This is a genomic window from Micromonospora sp. SD19, assembly GCF_054462275.1.
Genome location: NZ_JBTLMN010000005.1, coordinates 140980 through 161477, shown reverse-complemented (window position 1 = coordinate 161477; position 20498 = coordinate 140980). Strand labels below are relative to the sequence as shown.

The window sequence follows — 20498 nt, the reverse complement described above, 5'->3', positions numbered from 1 at the left end:
CATGACTACCATCGAGAACTCGTTCATGCTCGGTCTCGATTCGAACTTCTACCTCAAGGACGACTTCGAGAGCCCGGAGAAGCGGACCAACGTCACCTGGTTCTACCCGAAGATCTGCGGCTTCCAGGACGCGCTGCGGACCGAGCAGGAGAAGGCGGAATACTTCTCCTTCCTCGACCGTCAGACGCACCCGCAGCAGACGAACATCCTGCTGTACTTCCACATCCCCTTCTGCGAGGCGTTCTGCAACTTCTGCGCCTGCTTCAAGGAGTCCTCGGCGAAGTACCAGGGCGAGCAGCGGGTGCGGTTCGTCAAGGCCATGGTGAAGGAGATCGAGCGCAACGCCCGCTCGGCGTACTTCCAGGGCACGAAGATCAAGTACGTGCAGTTCGGCGGGGGCACGCCGTCGGCGCTCGACCAGGAGTCGATGGCGACCATCATCCAGGCCGTGCACCGCGAGTTCGACCTGAGCGAGGTCGACGGGATCTCGTTGGAGGGCAGCCCGCTCGGCCTGTCCACGGACGGCTACATCGAGATGCTCAAGTCCCTGGGGATCACCCGCATCTCGTTCGGCGTGCAGACGCTCAACGAGGAGATCCGGCGCAAGCTGACCATCAAGGCCACCGTCGAGCAGGTCTACCAGACGGCGGAGAACATCCGCAAAGCCGGGATCAGGACCTTCGCGCTGGACCTGATGTACAACCTCGCCGGTCAGACCGACGAGATCCTCGCCTCCGACATCCACGGCATCTGCGCCGAGCTGCGCCCCAGCTTCGTGCAGACGTACCGGTTCAACCAGTGGGAGGGCACCCGGCTCGACAAGCAGATCCGGGCCGGCAAGGTGAGCGACGTGCTGCCGTCCGGCAGCATCGAGCGGGTCCAGTACCGCCAAATCAAGGAGAGCCTGGCCGACTACGGGTACGACAAGCAGCTCCTGATCAACTTCTTCACCCACCTCGACGAGACCGGCCCGATCGGGCTGGACCACGCCTGCGGCGGCAACGGCTACCGGGCGAGTTACACACTGGGCATCGGCCCGGCCGCCGAGAACTACATGGGCGAGCGGAGCTACCGCAACCACACCAACGTGGACCGCTGGATCAAGGACGTCGAGGACGGCATCATCCCGATCGAGCAGGGCCGGATCTGCAGTGAGGACGAGGTCGAGAACCGGGTGATGGTGTTCTTCCCGGTCTTCGGCACCGTACGCAAGGCGGACGTCGCCAACCTGGAGAAGTACCGCCGGGAGATCAACTGGATGGTCGAGAGCGGGTACGCGATCGAGACCGACGAGGACATCACCCTCACCGAGGTCGGCCGGGAGAACGCCGGCAACATCGCCTTCCTGTTCTACTCCGACGAGGAGAAGGCGCGGGCCCGGCGCACCATGTACCTCTCCCTGAAGAACAAGCGCAACCCGTTCCACCAGGACGAGATGAACATCCCCCGCACACCGGTCTTCCTGCAGTCCAAGCTGGCGACCCGGCCAGCCGACTCCAGCACCGCGCCGAAGGCGGGCTGACGTGACGAGCACCGACCGGAAGACCCGCGTCGACATCGAGGACGACCTGCGCAAGATCGCAGCCGAGGTCTTCCCGAACCACGACGTCGAGTTGACCTCGAACACGCCCCTGTTCAACGGCGGGCTCTCGTTGAACTCCACCCAGATGATCGAGCTGACGCTGGCCTTCGAGTCGTACTACGACATCGAACTCGAACCGGAGCTGCTGACGGTGGAGCACTTCGCCACCCTCGGCTCGCTCGCGACCATGCTCGAGGACCAGCTCAACGACGACTCCTATGTCTGATGGGGTACGGGTCGTCCTGGTGCACGGCAACGCCGGAGCAACCATCGACGGCATCTGGTTCCCGTACCTCAAACGGGAGCTTGAGGCTCGGGGCCACAACGTGGTGGCCCAGACCTTCCCCGATCCGATCAAGGGTCGGATGCGGTACTGGCTGCCCTACCTGACCGACGTCATCCGTCCGGACGACCAGACGGTCATCGTCGGGCATTCGTCGGGAGCACTGACCGCACTGCGGTACGCGGAGTCGGCGCCGCTGCTGGGCACCTTCGTGGTGGCCGGGCACCACACCGACTGCGGCTTCGAACTCGAACGGCGCAGCGGATTCTTCGACCAGCCGTGGGACTGGGCGGCGATCAAGCGGAACCAACGCTTCATCGTCCAGTTCCACTCGACGGACGATCCGTGGGTCCCCCTCGACGTGGCCCGGGAGCTGCACCGACTGACCGGCAGCCGGCTGACGGTGATGGAGGGGATGGGCCACTTCGGGTCGTACGACCAGAAGCTGGACACCTTCCCGGAGCTGCTGGAGGCGGTGTGCCGGCAACTCGAGATGGTCGACAGGTGACCGGTGGCCCGCTCCGCTTCGTCGACGAGGTCATCGACCGCCGCCACGACGACGACGCCGTGGCGGTGGTCGATCTGGCCACCAGCGTCCAGGTGTCCTACCGGACGCTGGCTCGGCGGGTCCAGGCCCTGACCGACCTGCTGGCTCCCCTTGTCGGGCGGCACGGCACCGTCGCGATGGTGATGGACAAGTCCATCGACTCGGTGGTCTGCATGGTGGCGGCGCTTCGACTCGGCGCGCGGTACGTCCCCGTCGACGAGTCGTTGCCGCCGGCCCGGACCGCGGTGCAGTTCGCCAGGTGCCGCCCGACGGTGACGGTGGCGCATCCGCGGTATCTCGGGCTGCTCGCCGAGGCGGCGGCCGGCACTCTGGTGGTCGCCGGTGACTCCTGGGACGTGTCGGCTGAGGCCGACTACCGGCCGTCGGCGTACGGGGACAGGACGCCGGACGACCAGGCGTACGTCATCTTCACCTCGGGATCGACCGGCGGTCCGAAGGGCGTCATGATCAGCCACCGCAGTGTGTGCGCGCTGCTGGAGGGCGTACAGCAGGTGGTCGGTTTTCCGGAACGGATGCGATACCTGAACGTGGCGCCGCTGTTCTTCGACGCGTCCGTTGTCGACCTGTACTCCACCTTCCTGGTCGGCGGCAGCGTGCACCTGCTGCCCCGGCTGTCGATGGCCGGCCAGGTCACGCAGGCGTGCGAGCAGTGGGGCATCACCGACGTGCTGCTGGTGCCCTCGGTCATCCGGATGCTGCTCGGGCGGTTCAGCGACATCGACCGCCGCGACCTGAGCTCCCTGCGCCGCCTGTGGTTCGGCGGCGAGTCGTGCCCGACCTCGCTGCTGCGGGCGATGGACAAGAAGCTTCCGGGTCTGACCTATGTGCACGGCTACGGCCCGACCGAGACCACGCACAGCGCCACCCTGTACGTGACCGACGACATCGCCGGCCACGATGACGAGTACCTGCCGATCGGGACCCCGCTGCCCGCCGTCGACGTCCTGATCGTCGACGACGACCTGCGACCGGTGCCCGACGGCGACACGGGTGAGCTGCTCATCGGCGGCCCGCAGGTCATGCTGGGTTACTGCGAGGAGCGGGCGAGGACCGAGCAGGTGCTGATCACACGCGGCTCCCCCGAGATCCGGTACTACCGGTCGGGCGACTTCGTTCGGCGCACCGGCGCCGGTCAGCTCGTCTTCGTCGGCCGACGCGACGATGCCGTGAAGATCGCCGGAAACCTCGTGCACACCTCCGAGGTCGAAGCCGCGGCGCTGGCCGTGGACTGGGTGGTCGACTGCTGCGCGGTGGTGACCCAGCACCGGGTCGCCGGCCGGGCCATCACGCTCTTCGTCCTGGCCGCCGACCGGATCGGCGCCGAAACCGACCTGAGGGCCGAGCTGGCGCGGGTGTTGCCGCCGTACATGGTCCCGGCCAAGATCGTCATGATCGACGAGGGCGACGTCGGCCTGACACCGACCGGCAAACTCGACCGCTCCCGCCTGCGCGACCTGGTGACCTCCGATGATCGATGACGAGATCGCCGCGTTCACCGGGCGGGGTGTGCTGACAGTTGTCCCACGGGCGGCGAGCGGGCGCAGCCTCACCGACCCCGCCGAGCTGCTGCGCCACGGTGTCGAGGAGTTCCTCCCCACGCCGGCCACCGTCGACCGGGTCGCCGAGGCGCTGCTCCGGGAAGGCCTCGCGATCGAGGCCCGAACCGACGTGGGCCTGACCGTCAGCGGCGAGCAGAGCCTGCTCGGGGACGTCTTCGGCAGCGCCGTCGGCGTGGTCCGCAACAAGTACATCCGCGACTCCCCCCGCTACGAACTCGTGGCGCGGGGTCCACTGCGTTCCCGGGTGTGCACCGACCTCATCAGTGCGGTCTCGGTGCCACGTTCCGGATTCGAGCTGACCGCCACCGCGTCGCCGCCGGTGGTGCACGGGACCGGGCACCACCTCCGCCTTCCCGGCGACGCGGTGCGGGTGGCCGGAGCCGAAGCGCTGCACGCCGCCGGTGTCCGCGGCGACGGCGTCCGCGTCGTCATGGTCGACACCGGCCTCTACGACCACCCGCATCACCGCCAGCACGGCTACCGGACCTCGGTCATCCCCGCACTGGCGCAGCTCGATCCCGCGGTCGACGAACGCGGTCACGGCACCGCGATGTCGGCCCTGCTGCTGGCGGTGGCGCCCGACGTGTCGCTCACCATGGTCAAGATGGCCACCGAGGGCTTCTCGTTTCCGGTCGCCGCGTTCCAGCGGGCGGTGCAGCTCGAACCTGACGTCATCTCCTGCAGCTGGGGGACGTTGCGCGCGGAACCCCATCTGCATCTCGAGGTGGCCAACGCGATCCGGCGGGGCTGCACAGTGCTGTTCGCCGCCGGTAACGGCTCGACCGACCGGCCGACAGCGATGTTCCAGTCCGTCGCCACCCCTGGTGCGATCACCGTCGGGGGCGTGCACGTCGGCCCGGACGGCGAGCTGCGGGCCGCCGATCTCGCCTCCAGCTACCGGTCGGCGGTCTTTCCCGGACGGGCCGTGCCGGACGTGTCCGGCCCGTGCGGCATGTTGCCCAACGGCAACTACATCCTCTTCCCCACCCAACCCGGTTGCCTGTTCGACCGCCGCAACAGCAAGTACGACGGCACGGGTGCGGATGACGGCTGGCTGGTGTCGAGCGGCACGTCAGGTGCCACGGCGTACGCCGCCGGCGTGGTGGCACTGGCGATTCAGCAGGGTCTGCCGTGCACCGCCGAGTCGTTGGCCGTCCACTGTGTTCCGGTCATCCGGGGTCGTTCCATCACCGGGGACGAGTGCGGTGCGCAGAGCCCGAACCCGGCCACCGGCCACGGTCTGCTCACCGCACACCGATTGGACGGGGTTGTCGCTGCTGATCGGCCGCTGTTACGCTCCTCGATGGACAGACGGGGGAGCTCTGCGTGAATGGACCATTGCGTGCCCCCGCCAGGGAGTCCCCGACAACTGACATCCGGCCCCACCAGATCGTGCGCTTCGTCGGGGGCCGGGGGGTCGCCGCGCTGGCCGACCAGTTTCTGTTGTTCGCCATTCCGCTGCTGGTCTTCAAGACCACCGGCAGTGTCGCCGCGAGCGGGCTCGTCTTCCTGGTCGAGTGGCTGCCGAGGGTCATCTTCGTCCCCGTTGCCGGGGTGCTCGCCGACCGGGTCGACGGCTACCGGCTCTATCTGATCGCCGACAGCGTCCGGGCACTGCTCGCCGTGGGGGCCTTCGCCGCCGTGCTGGCCTGGCCGGGCGCGACGGTGGTGACGCTCAGCATTCTCGCCGCGTCCATGTCCCTGGCCAGCGCCCAGGCGTACATCGCGATGGAGACCACTCTCCCCCGGTTCGTGCCCCCCGAGCACATGGTGCGCGCCCAGTCCGTCATCCAGGGCACCGAGCAGGCGAGCACAGTGCTCGGGCCGGCCATCGCGGTCCTGCTGGCCACACTGCTGGGAACGACCGATCTCCTGCTGGTGACCGGGGTGCTCTTCGCGCTCACCACGATCAACGTCCTGACCCTGCGCGGCAGCCTGCGCAGTGCGGTCACCAACACCGAGCCCACGACGGTGCGCGGTGTGCTGGCCTCAGTGGCCGAGGGTGCGCGCACGCTGTTCAAGCTCCCCGCGATCGTGGGCCTCGTCGGGCTGACGATGATGGTGAACCTCATGGTCGGCGTCGGCATGGCGACCAGCGCCGCCATCACCACCGGCACCTTCGGCAAGCCCGACCGCTACTTCGGGGTGCTGTCCTTCGCCGAGGGCGTGCTCTCCCTGCTGATCTTCTTCATCATCCCGCGACTGTCCCGGCGGATCACCCCACTGGTCGCCATCCTGGGCACCTTCGTGATCATCTGCCTGGGTGGGCTCACGATCAGCCAGGCGAACACGTTCACGCAGTTCGCCATCGGCTACACGTTGCTGATCGGCACCGTCGGCATCCTGAACGTCTTCATCCGCGCCGAACGGATCCGCCGCATCCCCCGCGAACACCTCGGCAAGACGATCGGCCTCATCGTCCTGCTGAACCAGGTCTCCCTGCCGGTCTCGGGCTTCGTCGTCGCCGTCTTCGCCACCGCGCACGGCCCGCAGGCCGTACTGCTCGGCGCGGTGCTCGGGTCCGTTCTCGTCGCCGTTCTGTTGCTCCCACTGGTCCTTCAACTGAGGTATCCGCATGCGCATCCTGATCCTGCACCGAATCACCGATGACATCATCCGCTACGCGGATGGCCTCGACTTCGAAGCCCACGAGGTGACCTTCATCGGTACGGCCGAGCGCATGGCGACACTGCCCGCACGGCTGCCCGGCACACGGATCGAGCGGCCCGGAACGGGCGCCACGGAGACCGAGGTGGTGGCGGCGCTCGCCGGCCACCCGAAGCCCGACCTGGTCATCGCCCAGTCCGAGTTCGACCTGATCGCCGCGGCGCGCATCCGGGAGGCCCTCGACGTGCCCGGCCCACGCGAGGCCGACGTGCTTCCCGTCCGGGACAAGGTCATGATGAAGGCCGCCGCCGCCCGGGCGGGTCTGCGTGTGCCGCGCTATCTCCCGCTGGCCTCGGCCCTCGCCGGAGCCGACATCGGGTGGTCGGGCCAGACGGTGCTCAAGCCGCTCGACGGCGCCTCCAGCCAGGGCGTACGCGTATTCGACACCGCCGCATCCGCCCTCGAAACGGTACGCCGTGACGGCCTGCCCTCCGACGCGGACCCGAGCGGCTTCGAGATCGAGGAATTCGTCAGCGGCCCGATCATCCACGTCGACGGGTTGGCCGTCGACGGCACCCCGGTCACGCTGCAGGCCAGCCGGTACGTCGGCACCTGCCTCGGGTACGCCGAGGGCAACCCGCTCGGTTCGGTGCAGACGGACACCCCGCCGGCCGTCGTGGAGTGGACCACCGCCTGCCTACAGGCCGTCGGCATCACCACGAGCCTGTTCCACCTCGAAGGCATCGAGACGCCCGACGGCCTGGTCTTCCTCGAGGTGGCCAGCAGGTTCGGCGGGGCCGGCGTGGCCGACACCTTCGAGCTGGCGACCGGCGTGCACATGCCGTCGGTGCAACTGCGGGCCCTCTCGACGCCCGGCGCCTCCGCCCCCGAGGCGCACGACTCCGGCCCGGACGCCCGGTACGGCTGGTTCATCGTCCCCGGTCACACCCTGGGCGCGAGGTTCTGCACCGTCGACGGCGCGGACGAGTTCCGGCGCAGCCCGCTGACCTGGCGCTGGGTGCAGCGCACCGAGGACGAGCCGGTCAGTCAGGCGCTGAGCTACGCCGAGTACGACGTACCCGTCGCCGGTATCGTCGGCCCGGCACCCACGGCGGTGCTCGAACAGTTCCTGCGGGACATCTTCGCCTCGGTCAAGGTCACGGCCGCCGGCAAGGCGGACAACAATGTCTGAGCTGCTGCTGGTCGGGGTCGGTTTCATGGGCAGGCCGTACCTCGCCGCCGCGCGACGGCTGGGTCTGCGGGTGGCAGCCGTGGAAGGCGCGGCCCGAGCCGCCGACACGGGCGGGCTCGTCGACCACATCCGGGTTGCCCCCGGTAACCACGACGAGCAGTGGGCCGAAGGGGCCTGGGCGGCCGCGGCAGACCGCCGGCCGGCGGGAGTGGTGGCGTTCACCGAGAACAACGTGCTCGGCGCGGCCCTGCTGCAGGACCGGCTCGGCGTTCCCGGCCCGTCCCTGCACGCCGCGACCGTCTCCCGCAACAAGGCTCTGCAACGGGGGCTGTTCGCCGCGGCGGGCATCCGCCAACCGGAGTATCTGATGACCGGCGACCTGGAATCGGCGCGCGACTGGGCCACCGCCCGCCTGCCGGTCGTCGTGAAGCCACTGTCCGCCGCGGGAAGCGAGGGAGTGGAACTGGTCGACAGCCTGGACGCCTTCCAGGACGCTGTGGCACGCCGGAACGACGAGGGTCCGCTCCTGGTGGAGACGGCTGTGGACGGCCCGGAATACAGCTGGGAGGCGCTGATCAGCGAGGGGAAGGTGTGGCTGGCCAACCTCACCGCCAAGGAGACCGCCGAGCCGCCCCACTTCGTCGAGATAGCGCATCGCACCGGCGTCCAGCTCGACCACGAGGCCGCCGCCGAGGTGACGGAGTTCTGCACCGCGGTGGTGAGCGCCCTCGGCATGCGTACGGGCATCGTGCACCTCGAGTTCCGGCTCGCCGCCGACGGGCCGACCCTGATGGAGATCGCCGTCCGGACCCCCGGCGACTACCTCATGGATCTGCTCAGCCTCACCTACGGCCTGGACTGGTTCGAGATGGTCGTCCGGCTCGCCATGGCGATGCCCCTGCCCGAACCACCGTCGGGCCCCGTCGCGTACGCGGCGAGCTATCTCCCCATCGCGCCACCCGGCATCCTGGTCGAGATGCGGGGCATGGCCGAGATCGAGGCACACCCGGCCTTCGTCGCGTGCGGCTGGTGGAAGAATCCCGGCGACGTCGTGCCGGCGGCCACCTGGAGCGCGGAACGCGCCGGCTACCTCATCGTCTCGGCCGAAACCCCGGCGCTCCGCGACGAAGCACTGGAATTCGTCCGCAGGACGCTGACCATCGTCACCCGCCCCGCCTGAACCGTGACGGCTAGCCCGAACCGCTCACTGCCTGGGGTGGGGCGGGTGCGGCCGTTCAGGCGGCTTGCCACTGGCGTGGATGGCGTCGGAGGCGGCGATGCCGGCGAGGACGACGACGGCGGTGACGGCCACAGCCAGCGGCGGCAGCCGGATCATGAACGGCGCGGCGCCGGCGATCACCGCGGCGCCGATGATCCGAGAGCGTGACACCCGGTCGAAGACTGCATGTTCCACCAGGGCCCGCCCGATCAGGAACAGCATCGGTCCGCCCAGGACAATGAGAATCCATGCCGCTTCGGTGTGCCCGAACGGGTGTTCGATCACGATTTCGTATCCGACTGCGACGGCAACGATGCCGACCACCATGAGGACGTGCGCGAGGAAGGCGTCCCGGACGAGGTGCGAGGGGTCGGCGGAGGCTCTGATCGCCTCGGGCAACAGCTGGCCCGCCCGGAAGAGGTAGACGCGGAACAGCAGCACCGTCGTGATGAAGGAGACCGCGAAGGCTGCGGCTGCCCCGCCCTGCCCGGAGGACGTGTCGCTGTAGGCCGAGCCGGTCGTCAGAATCAGCTCGCCGAGGGCGATGATGAAGAATTGTCGGTAGCGCTCGGACAGGTACTCGGCCAGGACGGGCCACTGCCGTGGGGTGGGGCAGGACCACGGCGTGGGATAGAACAGCAGCAGTGCCATGCAGTCGATGCCGATCGCCAGCGTCCACAACAGCACTCGGGCCTGATCCGTGGCTATCGCGCCGACGAGCCAGGGCACGGCCGACAACGCGAACCAGAAGAACACCCCGGCCGCTCGGCGCTGCGCGTCATGGCCGCGCAGCATCGGCACGATGATCAGCCCACGAGCGATATGGACGGCCACGTACGCGCCAGCGAAGGCCAGACTTCTGTCGGCGAACGCGTTCGGCACCGCCACCGCCATCACCAGCGCGCCGAGCATCGCCGTGTAGACCAGGAGCTGGACCTGCGGTTTCTGTGGGTCGTAGAGGTCGGTGACCCACGCCGTGACGAACCACAGCACCAGGAAGGCCAGCAGCAACAGCAGGGTCTCGCCGGCCTCGACGAGGACGATCCGCCGCTCGGTGAGCTCCTCGACCAGCCGCTGCGACACCCGGTTGAGAGCGAAGACGAAGACCAGGTCGAAGAAGAGCTCCAGAAGGCTCGGTCGCTGCGGTTGCCCCGGCTTTCGAAGCAGCGCTGCTGCCCTTGTCGACATGGGCCGCCCACTTCTGCCGCTTGGCCTATCTGGGTATTGGTACCACGCCGGACAGGTCGTCGAGTCAGGACCAGAAGAATGCCACCGGCTGACACACCTGCCGGTCGGCCATGGGGCGCCCAGTGGCGGACAGCCGACACCAGAGCGCGAGGTAGCCGACTGTGACCATGGAGTCACTACGTGCACGCTCCTCTCCGACATGTTCCCGTCGACTGGAGGAACAGATGCGTCTCCGATCGTTTGCCACCGCGGCACTGGCCGCCGTCCTGGCCGCCAGCGCACTCGCGCCGGCGGCACCGGCCGCGGCGGCCACCGCCGACCGCTGGGGCTTCGCGTACGTCAAGGACCCCACCGTGCCGGTCTGGACGGTGCTGGACACCAGCCGGCAGTGGGGCAGCTGGAAAACCGCGTTCCCGGCCGCCTGGGCCGACGGCGTCAAACTCGCTCCCGGCCGGTTCCAGGTCCGCTTCCCGCAGATAGGTGCCAGTTCACGGGGCGTTCCCCACGTGACCCCGGTGAACCGGACCGGTCACTACTGCGAGGTGGTCCGCTGGTTCCAGTCCGGCGCTGACGAGATCGTCGACGTGCAGTGCCACCGTCCCGGTGGCACGCGCGAGGACACTCCGTTCACGGTGCTCTGGACAACCAGCTCGGGCGTGCTACCGGCCGGCACCTCCCACGCGTACGTGCAGTGGAGCAGCGGCCTGATGACGCAGTCGTACAACTCCACCGGCGTCGCGAACGCTGTCGGACCGCTGGGCGTCGGGCAGTACCTGGTGCGACTGCCCGGGGTGGGGCTGGCCGGAGTGCTCGCCGGCAACCCGCAGGTCACCGCCGTGCAGCCGAACGCCGGTCCGCGCCGGTGCAAGGTCTACTCCTGGAGCGCGGTCGGCAGCGACGTGCAGGTCTACGTCTTCTGCTACGACCAGGCCGGCGCGTTCGTCAACACCGACTTCGTCCTCTCGTACCACCGTCGCCGGCCGGTGATCGGCTCCCTCGGCCCGCCGTCGTACTTCGGCTACCTGGGTACCGCCGTCGGCGGGCCGACCAACGACAACTCGGTGCTCGGCGTCGGCGCGAACACCGTGGCGCCGCTGGCGCCCGCCGGCCGCTACCTGGCGACCTTCCCGCAGGTCGGCCTCAAGGAGACGCACGCCCAGGTGGTGGCGCAGGGCGCCGGCAGCAACTACTGCCACCTCACCCAGCAATGGACGTACACCACCAACGCCGACGTCGACGTCATCTGCTTCGACAACACCGGCGCGGTCACCCCGCACCGCTTCCTGGCCACCTTCACCTCCCGACTCTGACGTCACGCCGAGCCGGGCCGGCGGCAGCCGTTCCCATTGCCGCCGGCCCGGTCGGGGCCGGGCCTGGAACGGCCCTCGGCGTGGTGCGTGGGGCACGACGCGGTACGGCCACGTGCTATCTGTAAACAACCCTTGATATTCACGGTCACGAACGTCAATATGTGGAGGTCGCGGGTCGTCGAGCCCTTGGGGAGTGAGCCATGAGAAGCCGTCGGATCTTCGCAGCGCTGGCCGGGGCGGCGATGACCGTCACGGCCGCCGTCGCCTTCGTCCCCAGCAGCACGGCGGCAGCACCCTCGGCCAACGCCGTCGCGATGATCGCCTGCACCGCCCCGGCCTGGGCGGAGGGCACCACCTACCAGGCGGGCAGCCAGGTCATCTACGGCGGACGGCTCTACCAGGCACTGGTCACCCACACCGCGCACCCCGGCGCCGGCTGGAACCCCGCCGCGACGCCGTCGCTCTGGCGTGACCTGGGTGCGTGCTCGGGAAGCACGCCGCCACCCACCACGCCTCCCCCGACCACCCCACCGCCCACCACGCCTCCCCCGACCACACCGCCGCCGACCACCCCACCACCGACCGGCGGGACGTGCGCGGTGAAGTCACGGCCCACCGGCAAGGTGTTGCAGGGGTACTGGGAGAACTGGGACGGGGCCTCCAACGGCGTTCACCCCGGCCTCGGCTGGATCCCGATCACCGACAGCCGGCTCAACCAGCACGGCTACAACGTGATCAACGCGGCGTTCCCGGTGATCCGCGCGGACGGCACGGTCCTCTGGGAGAACGGCATGGACGCGGGCGTGAAGGTCGCCACCCCGGCCGAGATGTGCCAGGCCAAAGCGGCGGGCGCGACCATCCTGATGTCGATCGGCGGGGCCGCCGCGGGCATCGACCTCAGCTCCAGCGCGGTCGCTGACCGGTTCATCGCGACGATCGTGCCGATCCTGACGGCCTACCACTTCGACGGCATCGACATCGACATCGAGACCGGCCTGACCGGCAGCGGCAACATCAACACGCTGTCCACGTCGCAGGCCAACCTGATCCGGATCATCGACGGCGTGCTGGCCCGGATGCCCTCGAACTTCGGCCTGACCATGGCACCGGAAACGGCCTACGTCACCGGCGGCAGCGTCGTCTACGGCTCGATCTGGGGCTCGTACCTGCCGATCATCAAGAAGTACGTGGACAACGGCCGGCTCTGGTGGCTGAACATGCAGTACTACAACGGCAGCATGTACGGCTGCGCCGGCGACTCGTACCCGGCGGGCACCGTGCAGGGCTTCACCGTGCAGACCCAGTGCCTGAACAACGGCCTCACCATCCAGGGCACCACGATCCGGGTGCCGTACGACAAGCAGGTCCCGGGTCTGCCCGCGCAGATCGGGGCGGGCGGCGGCTACCTGTCGACGTCGCTGGTCACGCAGGCCTGGAACTCCGTACCCGGCCTCAAGGGCCTGATGACCTGGTCGGCGAACTGGGACGGGTCGAAGGGGTGGACCTTCGGCGACAACGTGAAGCGCCTGCAGGGCCGCTGACACGCGGCGGCGCCGGGCCCTTGCCCAAATCATCTTAGTCATTAAGATAATCGCATGGGCACATCGACTGACTTCTCGGTGGCAATCGCCGGCGCCGGCCTCTCCGGCCTCTGCCTCGCCCAGTACCTGATGCGCGCCGGCATCGACGTGCACGTCTACGAGCGGGACGCGGGCCCCTTCGTCCGGCGGCAGGGTTACCGCATCATTCTCGACCGGCACGGGCTGCAGGCGCTGCGCGAAAGCCTGCCGCGCGCGCTGTACCAGCTGGCGCTGGCCACCGGCGACGAACCCGGCGGGCACCTGCGCTTCACCGACAGCCGGCTGCGTGACGCGTTCACCATCACCTTCAAGGACGAGCCGCACGCGACCCGCCAGGTCGACCGGCTGACCCTGCGGTCGATCCTGCAGTCCGGGCTGAACGGGCGCATCCACTACGGCAAGGACGCCGTCGCCGTCGACACCGGCGGCCCGGCGGGGCTGCGGCTGCGGTTCTCCGACGGCGGGGCCGCCGCGGCAACTGTCGTCGTGGGCGCGGACGGCGTCGGCTCGGCCCTACGCCCACAGCTCATGCCGGACGCGGACCCGGTGAACACCCCGATGGCGGGCATCTACGGCCGGTCGCCCCTCCACCGAAACGGCGAGAGCGTCATCCCGGAGGCGCTGCGTACCAGCGGGGTCCTGGCCCTCGCCGACCGGCCGGGCCGCGCCTTCTTCTTCACCTCCATGCGGTTCGGCGAGAGCCCTCAGGAGGCGTTCGGGCGCCTGGCCCCGGGCAACTACGCGCCCACCGGCTACGACTACGTCATGTGGGGACTGCTGCTCCAGCAGCAGGAGGCGCCCGTCGACAGCCGCGGGGACCTGCTGGCGCTGTGGAGGCTGGCCTCCCAGAGGAGCGTGGACTTCCACCCGGTCATCCGACGGCTGGTCGGCACCGCCGAGCTGGACGCCACGGTGCTCAACCTCTTCGCCACCGGCCGTCGCCCACGCCGGTGGGCGGTGCCCCGCGCGACGATGATGGGCGACGCCGTGCACGTCATGCCGCCGTTCGGCGCACACGGCGGCAACACCGCGCTTCGCGACGCCGCCCTGCTCGGCCGCAAGCTGGTCGAGGCCCGCTCCGGCGGCGCGTCGGTGGAGGAGGCGATCGCCGGCTACCAGGACGAGATGGTGCCCTACGCGTTCCGCGCCGTCGACACCGCCGCCGGGTTGATGCGCCGCCTCACCGGGGGTGCGGCCGCACCGCACTGGGTGCTGACCCGCGTGTTACCTCGGCTGCACCGGGTCACCGTACCGGAGGCATGATTGCGGGCATGTCCCACGAGCCGGCCCCCGCCTCCGCGATCGCCGAGCTGATGCGCGCCGGGCGGGAGATGTCGCGGCTGTCCATGGTGTTCCGGTACGCCATCGCGGAGCGGCTCGGCCTCACCGTGAGCGACCTGGAATGCCTGGACCACCTGGCGGACGTCGGATCCGCCACCGCGGGGCAGGTGGCCGAACGGACCAACCTCACCACCGGGGCGGTGACCAGCATGCTCCGCCGGCTCCAGCAGGCCGGCTACGTGACGACCGAGCGCGACCCGGCCGACCGGCGGCGGGTGATCGTCACCCTGCGGCCGGACCGGGTCGCCGAGTTGGAGCGACCGTACGAGCGGTTCGCCGAGCGGGCGGAATGGCTCATCGAGGGCTACAGCGCCGAGGAGGTCCAACTGCTGGTCCGGCACTACAACCGCATGCAGGCGATGTACCTCGCCGAGTTGGACCGCCTGCGCGGCGATCTGCCCGGTCACGCCCGGTGAAGCCCTGATGGTCGCGGGTGGGGTGACCGGGGTCGGCTATGGCGCGGGTTCCAGTACGACGACGGGGATCTGGCGGGCGGTCTTCCGCTCGTAGTCGGCGAAGCCGGGGTACGCGGCCTTCTGCGCGCTCCAGATCCGTTCGCGCTCGTCCCCGGTGGCCACCCTGGCTACCAACTCGACCTTGTCCGTGCCGATCTCCGCCTGGGCCCGCGGATTGGCGAGCAGGTTGTAGTACCAGTCCGGATTGCTGGGCGCACCGCCCTTGGACGCGAACACGGCGTAGCCGCCATCCACCTTCTGGTACATCATCGGGTTCACCCGAGGCTGGCCGCTTTTGGCACCGACCGTGTGCAACAGCAGCAGCGGCGCGCCCGCGAACTGGCCGCCAACCTGCCCATCGTTGGCGCGAAACTCGGCGATGATCTTGTCGTTCCAGTCACTCATGCCTTCTCCTCGCTCACGCGGACCGGCTCCACAAACCACGATACTGACAGTCTCGGCCGGGCTTGGCACGGCGACAACGCAGGGCGCTGGCTCACAACAGGTGCGGACGTGGCACCGGGCAGCGTCTCCCGGCCCTGCCGTCGGGGGTAGGTCGCGCAACCCGTTCCGGACAGGGCATAGTGGCCCGCGGTGCCATCGACGGGGTTGCTCGCTGTACAGAAGGTGGTGGGAAGTGACGACGCGCTTACGTCTCCGCTGGACCGTGGCCGCACTGATCACGCTGACCGGCGGGACGCTCGCCGTGTCGGCGGCACCCGCGACGGCGGCCCCGGAGACCGTCAGCATCCTGAGCGTGTCGGCGGAGAACGTGAAACCCAACGACACGGTGCGCCTGCGCTACCGGGTCACCAACAACGGACGCAAGGCCGAGACGGCCATCGTGGTGATCGGCGGCGGCCTGCGATGCACCTCCGGATGCCGGGTGGAACCGAACCTCGGGCCCGGCCGGAGTCAGACGTTCGACACGACGCTCGTCGCCCCCGACGCTCGCCCAGGTGAGATCACCGGCCTCAACATCTCGGTCGGTGTGCGTCTTGCCGGGCAGAACAGTTACGCCCACAAGATGGTCTACGTCCACGGCCCGGGTGCGGCGTCGTCGGGCGAGAACAAGCCGGCGGCCGGCGTGCGTGGGGTCTCCGGCCGGGTCCGCGACGCCGACGGTAAGGCGATCGGCGGCGTGGCCCTGACCATCCAGGACAGCGCCGGGCACGAATACCGGACGACCAGCAGCCCCAGCGGCCAGTTCTCGATCACGTCGAGCGCCAGCAAGACGATCGCCGCCGGGTCCATCACTGTCCGCGCGACCAAGGACGGCTACCGCACCGCTCGCACGACCGTACGGGGCAGCGCCGGTGACGTCGCGACCGTGCGGCTGACCCTCGCCGTGGAGGCAGCGCCCACCAAGGCGTCGCCGTCGCCCGCTGCGGAGGCGAGCCCGGTCGCGGCGGCGGGCGACGGCACCCCGGAGGCTGCGCCACCGACGTTCAAGGCCGTCAGCGACGAGGCAGGCGGTACGTCGCCGTTCTTCCTCCTCGGCGGCCTACTCGTCGCCGCCGGCCTGGGCGCGCTGGTACTGGTCGTGATGCGTCGGAGGAACGCACCGGAGGCGGGTACGCCGGCGACGACCGAGTTGCTGACGCCGACCGGTGGGAGCATGGCCGACGCTCCGACGGCGGTGCTGCGCATCGGGCCCGTCGGCGGCGGGTTCCCGGGCTCGTACGGCTCTCCCCCGTCGGGTGGCACCCAGCAGAACGGCTACCGAGGCTGAGGAACCGCGCTCTCCGTCACCCCGTCGGCGTGCCAGGTGAGGCGGCCTACCCCTGTGCAGGGCCATCGTCGGCAGTGGCGGCACGCAGCTCCTTGAGCACGTACGTGGCGGCCTTCTCGACAACCCGGACGCCGGCCTTCTGGCTCACGTGATGGTCGGAGAGCACCGCGATCAGCCAGTCATGACGGGCCTCGACGATCCGTCCGATGCTGTTGACCAACCAACGACCGCCGTCGACGTCAGCGGTGTCCCAGCCGTTCTTGACGTAGACGGAACGATTGCCCGGCTCTCGGGCGGCGGTGATCCCCCATCGCTGCTCGGGGATCACCTTCGTCATGAGGCCCATGATGAAGGTACGGTCCTGCGGGGTCAGCGGTCCGGTCGGCGAGGTCAGCGCGGTCAGGAGACGGAGCTGGTCGGCGGCCGTAGTCGTGGTGAGCCCCCAGTGCGAGTTGGGCTTGGTCTCCCGCAGACCGAACGCGCGGTTCGCGGCGGTCAGGCCGCGCGAGCCCTCGATCCGCTGCCACAGGGCCACCGCCGCATCGTTGTCACTGGACATGATCATGTCCTCGGCCAATCGCCGGGTGTTCGCCCCCAGGGTCTTGCCCGGCGGTCGCTGACGCAGCAGCAGGGCCGCCAGAATGTTGGCCTTGACGATGCTGGCGGTCTCGAAGCGTTTGGTGCCCGCCGTCACCGCAGCCGTTCCCTGCCGGTCCAGTGCCGCGACCGCCAGGTGGCCGTCGAAGCGGTCCACGTAGGCCTCGATGCGCGTCCTCGCCTCGGCGACCCGGTCGACGGCCGGTGTGGTGGGGATCGGACTGGCAGGGGAAGGACCGACTGACGGGCCGGGGTGGTCGCCGAGGCGATCGCGAGTGGCGCCGAAGGCGGCCGTCGCCACACCGGCGAGAGACATGGCGACAGTGGAGACAACCCACCGGCGCGGCAGTTGCCGGCCTTTCCGCTCAGCCAAGGCGGGCCACCACCCTCGCCGCGATGACGTCCACCGCGGCCCGGCTGCCCGGATCGGGCACGCTGACCGTCGAAACCGTCTCGCCTCGTCTCAGCATCACGAACCACCTGACGGTGGTCCGGGCGTCGGCACGCGCGATGCGACCTCGAATGAGCATGCCGGTGCCGTCGAGATACTGCGGATCGACGACGTCGAACGCGACCCGCGAGCCGAACGCCAGGTAGCTCGCGCACCGCAGCAGGACGCGACGGACATCGTCGACATTCCGCTCGGCCCATCCCGGCTCGTACGTCTCCACGACGTGATGGGCCTGCGACGAGCCGTCAGACGGCCGGTAGTAGCGCTGCACGGCCGCGCGCCGATGCGACTTGGCCGGGTAGTCGCTGCTCTGATAGCTGGGGCAGTTGTCCTGCTCCCACGGCCAGGGCGGCAGACCGGTTCGCGCGTCGTCCTCGCGCCAGTCCGAACCCAGCTCGCCGGCCCCCAGCAGCATGCCCGAGCCGCCCGGCTCCGCGTTCGCGGTGTGCCGCCCAGCGGGGCCGACGCCGGGCTCCCCCCGATGACACCCCGCGGCGCTCAGCACCAACGCCGTCAGGATCACCGGGACGACGGCGGCCGAGCCGCGGCCCTCACCGCGAGGCCGGCCTCGGCCCCTCCCGCTGCTCGATACGGACACCATGGACCTCCCCCAACACAGATGTTCGCCACCGTGGGTCGCGTTCGTGACGACCGCGCGTGGTGGGTCATTCGCCGCGTACGACAGGCGCGGCCCAGCACCAGCGGGATCCGCCGCACGTCGGCCGCAGCCGGACCGATCAATGCCGTTCCTCGGCGAACAGCTCGGCCCGGGTCTCGCCGAGCACCTCGCGCAGACGACTGAGCGAGCGCATGCTCTGGCTCTTGACCACCGCGGCGGAGACGCCCACGACCTCGGCGACTGTCTCCACACTCAGGTCGTCCCAGTAGCGCAGCACGATGATCGCCCGATCCCGCAACGGCAGGGTGGCGACCGCGTCCAGCAGCGTCATGCGCAGCTCGGCCGGATGTTCCTCGCCCCGGTCCGGCGGAGCCGACATCGCCAACTCACGGCTGGAGCGACGACGCTGCTGGTCGATCAGGCACCGCAGCAGCACCTTGCGGGCGTACGCGTGCGGGTCGTCGGCGCGGCGGACCCGTCGCCAGTTGGCGTACACCTTGGCCAGCGTCGTCTGGGTGAGGTCCTGGGCGAGATGCCAGTCGCGGCACATCAGGAACGCCGCGTCGCGCAGGCGGCCAGCGGCAGCCTGCGCGAACTCGACGAAGTCCTCGTCAGCCATTCGACCGGGCCAGCGACGGGAACCTCTTGGAACCGGTGACGACGAACTCCGCCGGCAGTTTCGTCCCCCACATCGGGCTCGCGGCGACAGCGGTCGCCTCGTCCACGGACAGGACGGGTCGTGCCGGCAAGGTCCCCTTGGCGCCCCAGTCCACACACGTCGAGATCATCAGATTGACCTGGACGCCATCGGGGTGATGCACCGTGACCATCTTGTTCTGTACGCAGTTGTCGGGCACTTCGGTCAGCTCCACCGTCCCCGGGGCCGGGTTGCCGCCGAGGCCGCCCTGGTAGACGGAGAGCCGCAGCATCCCCGGGCCAGCGCCCCGATCCAGGTAGAGCTGCACGTACGGCGTGCCGGGGCCCGCCCCGCTGCCCTGCAGACTCGCGTAACCGCTGGTCTTGCCCTCGGGCAGCAGCCGGGTGAGCAGTTCCAGGGCCCCCTGCGGTGTGGTGGGCAGCAGGTCACCGTCCGGTACCACGCCCATCCGCACGGTGCCGATCACCGTGGTCGAGGAAGTCGGCAGGCCCGCCCGGAAGGGGTTCGCCCGCCCCTCGTCGTCGACGCCCATCAGACCCGGCGGCCCATCGGAGCGCTGAACCGGGGACGGCGGGGCGGAGCCGACCGGCCTGGCCGGCGAGCCACCGGCCGCGCCGCCTGGTGGACCGACGTCATTCGCGCCGACGCCGAACGGCCCGACAGCCAGCCCGACCACCAGCACCATCACCAGCGCCGAGCCGCCCGCGCCGAACTGTGCCAGGCGGCGCCGACGGCGCAGCCGGCGGCCCTGGACCATCGACTGCTGAACCAGATCACCCAACGGCGGGGCGGGGTGCCGGGCCAGATCGTCAGTGAAACGCACACGGACGTCACCCATGTCCCGAACCCCTCCCCCGGCCGACCACCCGCTGTGGTGATCCGTCGCTGACCAGACGGGTTGGTCAGCTGATTTGGTTACCGCCTTTCCCAGAAAATTTTTCGGCGACGGTCGAGGGGGAACTGCTATCGAGGTCCGAGCCCCGTCTTTCCATCGATCAGCTCGCGCACGACGTCGAGGTGACCGGCATGGCGTGCGGTCTCCTCGATCATGTGAAGGATGATGCGCCGCAGGTCGGTGACCTCGTCGCCGAGCCAACCGGGATGACGCCCGCGCACCGGCGCGGACAGTGGTGTCGTGGCAACGACGGTGTTGGAACGCTCGCACTGTGCCCGGTAGAACGCGAAGACCACCGACGGTGGCCGTGGGGTGGTCAGGGGCGTGTGGTCGTCGTCGGGCCAGGCCAGCGGCTCGACGGAGCCGGTGGCGATCTCCTGGAACCAGTGTCGCTCGGCGTAGCCGAGGTGCTCCACGAGACCCAGCGGCGTCCAACCTGAGGGCAGCACCGCGGTGGTCAGAGCGTCGAGGTCAAGGCCGTCAACAATCGCGAGAACACTGGAACGTTGCGCCTCCAGGAACATCAACAGTGCGTTCTTCTCAGCGTCGTCCACCCGGTCCACGCCCTTTCTGGTCAGCATGATGACGGCTGGCACGGCACCTCGTCCGCCCCCCGCCGGCGAATGCGGCACGCTAACAACCCGGGGCGACATTCTTCCGAT

At 69.6% G+C, this 20498-nt stretch carries 20 protein-coding genes; 13 read left to right on the top strand and 7 right to left on the bottom strand.

All coding sequences use genetic code 11. The features are described 5' to 3' along the window. Position 1 precedes the first annotated feature (1 nt). Genes ACX27O_RS18550 through ACX27O_RS18515 form a run of 8 tightly spaced genes read left to right on the top strand, consistent with a single transcriptional unit; the run spans position 2 to position 8971 of the window. Entirely contained in the window at positions 2-1522 is a 1521-nt protein-coding gene (locus tag ACX27O_RS18550; protein ID WP_036411167.1) for a coproporphyrinogen-III oxidase family protein, read from the top strand. 1 nt (position 1523) lies between these two features. Further along, the gene (locus tag ACX27O_RS18545) at positions 1524-1808 is read left to right on the top strand and encodes an acyl carrier protein (RefSeq protein ID WP_358127241.1); all 285 of its coding nucleotides are present in this window, start codon (positions 1524-1526) and stop codon (positions 1806-1808) included. Continuing rightward, positions 1801-2373: an RBBP9/YdeN family alpha/beta hydrolase gene (locus tag ACX27O_RS18540; protein ID WP_210859953.1), complete on the top strand. Its 573-nt coding sequence runs from the start codon at positions 1801-1803 to the stop codon at positions 2371-2373. The genes ACX27O_RS18545 and ACX27O_RS18540 overlap by 8 nt, the downstream gene beginning before the upstream one ends. After that, entirely contained in the window at positions 2370-3911 is a 1542-nt protein-coding gene (locus tag ACX27O_RS18535; protein WP_358127238.1) for an amino acid adenylation domain-containing protein, read from the top strand. Before ACX27O_RS18540 ends, ACX27O_RS18535 begins: the two co-directional genes overlap by 4 nt. Beyond that, complete coding sequence (locus ACX27O_RS18530) at positions 3901-5322, top strand: S8 family serine peptidase (protein WP_458939811.1); 1422 nt, start codon at positions 3901-3903, stop codon at positions 5320-5322. The genes ACX27O_RS18535 and ACX27O_RS18530 overlap by 11 nt, the downstream gene beginning before the upstream one ends. Next, the gene (locus ACX27O_RS18525; RefSeq protein WP_210864560.1) at positions 5319-6602 is read left to right on the top strand and encodes an MFS transporter; all 1284 of its coding nucleotides are present in this window, start codon (positions 5319-5321) and stop codon (positions 6600-6602) included. The genes ACX27O_RS18530 and ACX27O_RS18525 overlap by 4 nt, the downstream gene beginning before the upstream one ends. Further along, positions 6568-7791 (top strand): ATP-grasp domain-containing protein, encoded by a 1224-nt coding sequence (locus tag ACX27O_RS18520; protein WP_358127232.1) that lies wholly within the window; start codon positions 6568-6570, stop codon positions 7789-7791. The genes ACX27O_RS18525 and ACX27O_RS18520 overlap by 35 nt, the downstream gene beginning before the upstream one ends. After that, positions 7784-8971, top strand: a complete 1188-nt coding sequence (locus tag ACX27O_RS18515; protein ID WP_210864562.1) for an ATP-grasp domain-containing protein — start codon at positions 7784-7786, stop codon at positions 8969-8971. The genes ACX27O_RS18520 and ACX27O_RS18515 overlap by 8 nt, the downstream gene beginning before the upstream one ends. Positions 8972-8995: 24 nt before the next feature. Here ACX27O_RS18515 and ACX27O_RS18510 read toward each other — a convergent pair whose 3' ends face one another. After that, entirely contained in the window at positions 8996-10198 is a 1203-nt protein-coding gene (locus ACX27O_RS18510; protein ID WP_458939810.1) for a low temperature requirement protein A, read from the bottom strand. 224 nt (positions 10199-10422) lie between these two features. Here ACX27O_RS18510 and ACX27O_RS18505 point away from each other — a divergent pair, with 224 nt between their 5' ends. The 4 genes from ACX27O_RS18505 (at position 10423) to ACX27O_RS18490 (ending at position 14845) form a co-directional block, all read left to right on the top strand. Continuing rightward, positions 10423-11508, top strand: a complete 1086-nt coding sequence (locus ACX27O_RS18505; RefSeq protein WP_210864563.1) for a hypothetical protein — start codon at positions 10423-10425, stop codon at positions 11506-11508. A 200-nt stretch (positions 11509-11708) separates the two neighbouring features. Then, on the top strand, positions 11709-13049 hold the full coding sequence (locus ACX27O_RS18500) for a carbohydrate-binding protein (RefSeq protein WP_358127226.1): 1341 nt from the start codon (positions 11709-11711) through the stop codon (positions 13047-13049). 54 nt (positions 13050-13103) lie between these two features. After that, the gene (locus ACX27O_RS18495) at positions 13104-14351 is read left to right on the top strand and encodes an FAD-dependent oxidoreductase (RefSeq protein WP_358127223.1); all 1248 of its coding nucleotides are present in this window, start codon (positions 13104-13106) and stop codon (positions 14349-14351) included. Positions 14352-14359: 8 nt separating this feature from the next. Beyond that, entirely contained in the window at positions 14360-14845 is a 486-nt protein-coding gene (locus ACX27O_RS18490) for a MarR family winged helix-turn-helix transcriptional regulator (RefSeq protein WP_247680078.1), read from the top strand. 36 nt (positions 14846-14881) lie between these two features. Here ACX27O_RS18490 and ACX27O_RS18485 read toward each other — a convergent pair whose 3' ends face one another. Continuing rightward, positions 14882-15289: a nitroreductase family deazaflavin-dependent oxidoreductase gene (locus tag ACX27O_RS18485; RefSeq protein ID WP_030330914.1), complete on the bottom strand. Its 408-nt coding sequence runs from the start codon at positions 15287-15289 to the stop codon at positions 14882-14884. Positions 15290-15521: 232 nt separating this feature from the next. Here ACX27O_RS18485 and ACX27O_RS18480 point away from each other — a divergent pair, with 232 nt between their 5' ends. Next, positions 15522-16616 carry a carboxypeptidase-like regulatory domain-containing protein gene (locus ACX27O_RS18480; protein WP_358127219.1) on the top strand — a complete coding sequence of 365 codons (1095 nt, stop codon included), beginning with the start codon at positions 15522-15524 and terminating at the stop codon, positions 16614-16616. Between the two features lie 46 nt (positions 16617-16662). Here the strand turns inward: ACX27O_RS18480 and ACX27O_RS18475 are convergent, their stop codons facing one another. The 5 genes from ACX27O_RS18475 to ACX27O_RS18455 form a co-directional block, all read right to left on the bottom strand. Next, positions 16663-17529, bottom strand: coding sequence for a serine hydrolase (locus ACX27O_RS18475; RefSeq protein WP_358127216.1), 867 nt, complete (start codon positions 17527-17529; stop codon positions 16663-16665). Between the two features lie 49 nt (positions 17530-17578). Continuing rightward, positions 17579-18187, bottom strand: a complete 609-nt coding sequence (locus ACX27O_RS18470; RefSeq protein WP_030330919.1) for a hypothetical protein — start codon at positions 18185-18187, stop codon at positions 17579-17581. Between the two features lie 214 nt (positions 18188-18401). Then, a complete protein-coding gene (locus ACX27O_RS18465; RefSeq protein WP_030330920.1) occupies positions 18402-18902 on the bottom strand; it encodes a SigE family RNA polymerase sigma factor in 501 nt (166 codons plus the stop codon). Continuing rightward, the gene (locus ACX27O_RS18460; RefSeq protein ID WP_358127213.1) at positions 18895-19779 is read right to left on the bottom strand and encodes a hypothetical protein; all 885 of its coding nucleotides are present in this window, start codon (positions 19777-19779) and stop codon (positions 18895-18897) included. The genes ACX27O_RS18465 and ACX27O_RS18460 overlap by 8 nt, the downstream gene beginning before the upstream one ends. 125 nt (positions 19780-19904) lie before the next feature. Beyond that, a complete protein-coding gene (locus ACX27O_RS18455; protein ID WP_209444530.1) occupies positions 19905-20432 on the bottom strand; it encodes a DinB family protein in 528 nt (175 codons plus the stop codon). Between the last annotated feature and the right edge of the window lie 66 nt (positions 20433-20498).